This is a genomic window from Marinobacter antarcticus, assembly GCF_011049865.1.
GTDB classification, from domain to species: domain Bacteria; phylum Pseudomonadota; class Gammaproteobacteria; order Pseudomonadales; family Oleiphilaceae; genus Marinobacter; species Marinobacter antarcticus_A.
The window spans coordinates 1-3,756 of sequence record NZ_DRGY01000123.1 but is presented as its reverse complement, the minus strand read 5'-3'; the positions used below and the strand labels follow the sequence as shown (position 1 = coordinate 3,756).

The window sequence follows — 3,756 nt, the reverse complement described above, 5'->3', positions numbered from 1 at the left end:
GTGGCCCTGCATGCGCTTGTAGCGGGTGAGGGTGTCCATAATGGTGTGCTGGAAGGCATGGCCCATGTGCAGGCTGCCGGTCACATTGGGAGGCGGGATAGCGAGGCTGTAAGACTCGCCCTCACCGCTGGGGCGGAAATAGCCTTTGGATTCCCAGTTTTCGTACCACTGGCGCTCGATGTTTTCTGGCTGGTAGGTTTTTTCCATGGGTTTTGCTGGCGACCGTTTGATTGATTCACAAAGAGAAATTGAAACGCACGATTATACATGGTCGACCGGATTGCGGCGAACCCGAGCGCCCGACTAACGCTTTCTTTGGTCGTGTACCCGAGGCTCAATGCCCAGCGCTCTGAGCTGTTTGAAGTGAGATCTTGCCTGATTGAGAATCGCGGGATCGTTGTGAGCCACCAGAGCGAGACGTTTAAACCTGTCTGCGTCCTTCGGGAGGGTTTCCGACAGTATGATGACCGTGTCCCAGTCTTCCGCTACCGGCGGGCACAGCAGAATGCCGACAGGGTCGCTGCATGGCGTCGCGGCGTCTGACACAACACTGTGGGGAATGAACGCGTCGGGGCTGAGGTTCCAGAGCAGTTCGTCCAGTTCGTCGGCCTGTTGCGTAGTATCACATACGATGCACACCCGGTCGCCCTGTTCCCATGCTTTTTTTACAAGCTTGCTGGCGTGCAGGTAGCGGGCGGCGGGAGTGTCCTGAAGGAGGATGTGGAACCAGTAGCGCTGGTTTCTTTCCTCCTGTCCGGTTTCCCGTTCAACCTCTTGGCCAGGCCCGCCGGCAGTTGCACTGCCGGCGGGCGTTACCGGATTATTTTCCATTGCTTTCTATCATTTTCCGGCATGGGACATCAGGTAATCGACCAACAAGGGAACCGGGCGCCCTGAGGAGCCTTTGGCTTTGCCTGAGTGCCAGGCGGTGCCGGCGATATCCAGGTGGGCCCAGCGGTATTCCTTGGTGAAGCGCGACAAAAAGCAGGCAGCCGTAATGGTGCCGGCTGAGCGCCCGCCGATGTTGGCCATGTCGGCAAAGTTGCTGTCCAGCAGGTTTTGGTATTCGTCCCAGAGGGGCAGGCGCCAGGCTTTGTCGTTGGCGCGATCGCCGGCGGCAAGCAATTCGTTGGCCAGTTCGTCGTTGTTTGCCAGCAAACCGGTCGCTTCGTGGCCGAGCGCAACGATGCAGGCCCCGGTGAGAGTGGCGAGGTCAATAACCGCCGCCGGGTCGAATTTCTTCACATAGGTGAGGGCGTCGCACAATACCAGGCGGCCTTCAGCATCTGTATTGAGGATTTCAACGGTCTGACCGGACATAGTGGTGACAATATCGCCCGGCCGGGCAGCGTCGCCGTCCGGCATATTTTCAGCGGAAGCGATAACGGCAACCACATTGATTTTGGGCCGGGTCTCTGCCAGCACCTGCATGGCACCGAATACGGCTGCAGAACCGCCCATGTCGTACTTCATTTCGTCCATACCGGCGCCTGGTTTGAGGCTGATGCCGCCGGTGTCGAAGGTAATGCCTTTACCGACCAGAACATGAGGCTTGTCTTTTGCGTTGCCACCACGATATTCCATGATAATCAGACGGGACGGCTGCGAGCTGCCTCTGCCCACGGCCAACAGGGAGTTCATGCCCAATTTTTGCATCTGTTTTTCGTCAAGAATGTCGGTCTTGATGCAATCGTGATCAGAAGCCATTTTGCTGGCTTGCTCGGCGAGCCACACAGGATGGCAGATATTAGGGGGCGTATTACCCAAATCGCGAGTGAAATTCATGCCGCGCCCCGTTGCCAGGCCGAGGTTAAAGGCTTCCTTGTGGGCTTTGCCCGTATCAGACGCAGCAATCAGGATTTTACTGAGTTTGCGTGCGGGTGGTTTTTCGCTTTTGAAATCGTTAAACGTGTACAGCTGATCTTCCAGAGTGCGGCCAATCAGGCTGAGTTTCGCCAGCTCTGAACGTGCGCTGTCATCGCCGGTCACAGGCGTGTCTGACAGAGCAATCAGCACGGTTTTTGAGGGACCGTCTTTGAGTGAGCCCGTCATCGCGACAAGCGCTTTGCGGAAGCTGGAGGGGGGGCGGTCCTCATCTTTGCCAGTGCCAATCACCAACAATCGGCTCCAGGGTTGATCATTTAGCGGAATCAGACTTGTTGCTGCGATTTTTGCGCTGACGTCACCGGCTTTCTGGAGTTTGCTGATTAGCCCGCCCAATGCGCTGTCTGCCTCGGTTGTGGAGGCCGGCCAGTCGCCTTTTTCTGGCAGGGCAACGACCAGGCAGTCGGCCTTTGTGTTCACAAGGGTTTTACTGTTGAGGCTGAAGTTCATGGAAACTCCTGTTGTTAGTTGTCCGGAAAAGCCGCGGGTGTTGGCGGCAAGAATAATTTCTTTCTAATCCATTGAATGTTGGGGTCTGTAGGCGGTTTATCAAGCAAGAAGAATCGGTTGCTTCGTTTTATTCGCCTGTAATCTGTCTTGAGCTTATCGTCCCTGCGCTGTCATTCAGTCCCAAGGTTAAATAGAATACGCGCAGTTTTCCTATTCCTCCATGTTCCGGTCTATGCGGGCAGAGAAACCGTTTTGAAGATTATTTTCCGCTATCTCATACGTCAGGTTATGGTCAACATGGTTGCCGTGTCAGGCATCCTTCTGCTCGTATTCATGAGCGGGCGGTTTCTGAAATATCTGGCCGCTGCCGCCGAAGGTAAAATTGCGCCGGGCGTGCTTTTTGAAATCATGGCTTACCGTTTTCCGGGCTTTCTCGAACTCATCCTGCCGTTGGGGCTGTTTATAGGGATATTGCTGGCCTATGGCCGGATGTATCTGGAAAGTGAGATGACGGTCTTGTACGCCTGTGGCGTTAGTGATCGGCAGCTGCTGTTAAAGACATTGATGGGTAGTGTGGCGGTTATGTTGGTGGTCGGCAGTATGAGCCTGGTGGTCTCACCCTGGGGTATGGAGCAAGTCGGAAGAATCTTTTCCGAGCAGTCCAAAGCGACGGAATTTGAAATGCTTGCCCCGGGCCGATTCCAGAAATTGTTGTCGGGCGGGCGAGTGACTTACACGGAGGGTCTCAGCGATGACAAGCGACGCCTGGAAGGCGTGTTCATTGCCGAGTACGGGCGCGACGGCACAGGCGTGAGCATTATCGCTGCCGACTCCGGGTCACAGTTGATTGACGAAGAAACGGGTAGCCGCTTTCTCATACTGGAGAATGGCGCACGCTTCGATGGAGCACCGGGTAAGCTGGATTACAAGGTTACCGATTTTGAAGCCTATGGTCTGAAAATTCGCAGCGGGAACAGTCGCAATGTTGAACTGGATGAGGGCATAACCACAGGTCAACTGATGCGCTCGGATGATCCGCGGGATCGGGCACTGCTGCACTGGCGATTTTCACTGCCGTTTATCGTTCCGATTGTAACATTGCTGGCGGTCAGGCTTAGCCGCGTAAATCCCCGGCAAGGCCGGTTTTTCAACCTTCTGCCCGCGATGCTGGTTTACGTGGCTTATCTGGGTTTATTGATTGTTGCCCGCGATGCGATGGCAGACGGCAAGGTGCCTGAATGGATTGGCATGCTCTGGGTGCACGCTATTTTTCTGGCGTTTGGTCTCTGGTTGCAGTTTGGGCCGGCCTGGCTTCACAAGAAAAAGGTGACGCGGGAAGGAGCGGCCCATGCGTAAGATTGATCATTATGTGATGCGCAATGTTGGCGGGGCAATCCTTCTGGTCATGGTGGTGGTGCTGTC

The 3,756-nt window shown here is 55.3% G+C and carries 4 protein-coding genes; 1 reads left to right on the top strand and 3 read right to left on the bottom strand.

The genetic code is table 11. From position 1 onward, the window contains the following. From ENI00_RS15195 to ENI00_RS15185, 3 genes are all read right to left on the bottom strand, one after another. On the bottom strand, positions 1-207 hold a 207-nt coding region (locus ENI00_RS15195), incomplete at its 3' end, for a class I tRNA ligase family protein (protein ID WP_304104239.1). 96 nt (positions 208-303) lie between these two features. Beyond that, positions 304-831: a DNA polymerase III subunit chi gene (locus ENI00_RS15190; RefSeq protein ID WP_304104237.1), complete on the bottom strand. Its 528-nt coding sequence runs from the start codon at positions 829-831 to the stop codon at positions 304-306. Positions 832-840: 9 nt separating this feature from the next. Next, complete coding sequence (locus ENI00_RS15185) at positions 841-2,334, bottom strand: leucyl aminopeptidase (protein ID WP_304104234.1); 1,494 nt, start codon at positions 2,332-2,334, stop codon at positions 841-843. Positions 2,335-2,586: 252 nt separating this feature from the next. Here ENI00_RS15185 and lptF point away from each other — a divergent pair, with 252 nt between their 5' ends. Continuing rightward, positions 2,587-3,690, top strand: a complete 1,104-nt coding sequence (gene lptF, locus ENI00_RS15180) for an LPS export ABC transporter permease LptF (protein ID WP_304104232.1) — start codon at positions 2,587-2,589, stop codon at positions 3,688-3,690. The last annotated feature ends 66 nt before the right edge of the window (positions 3,691-3,756 follow it).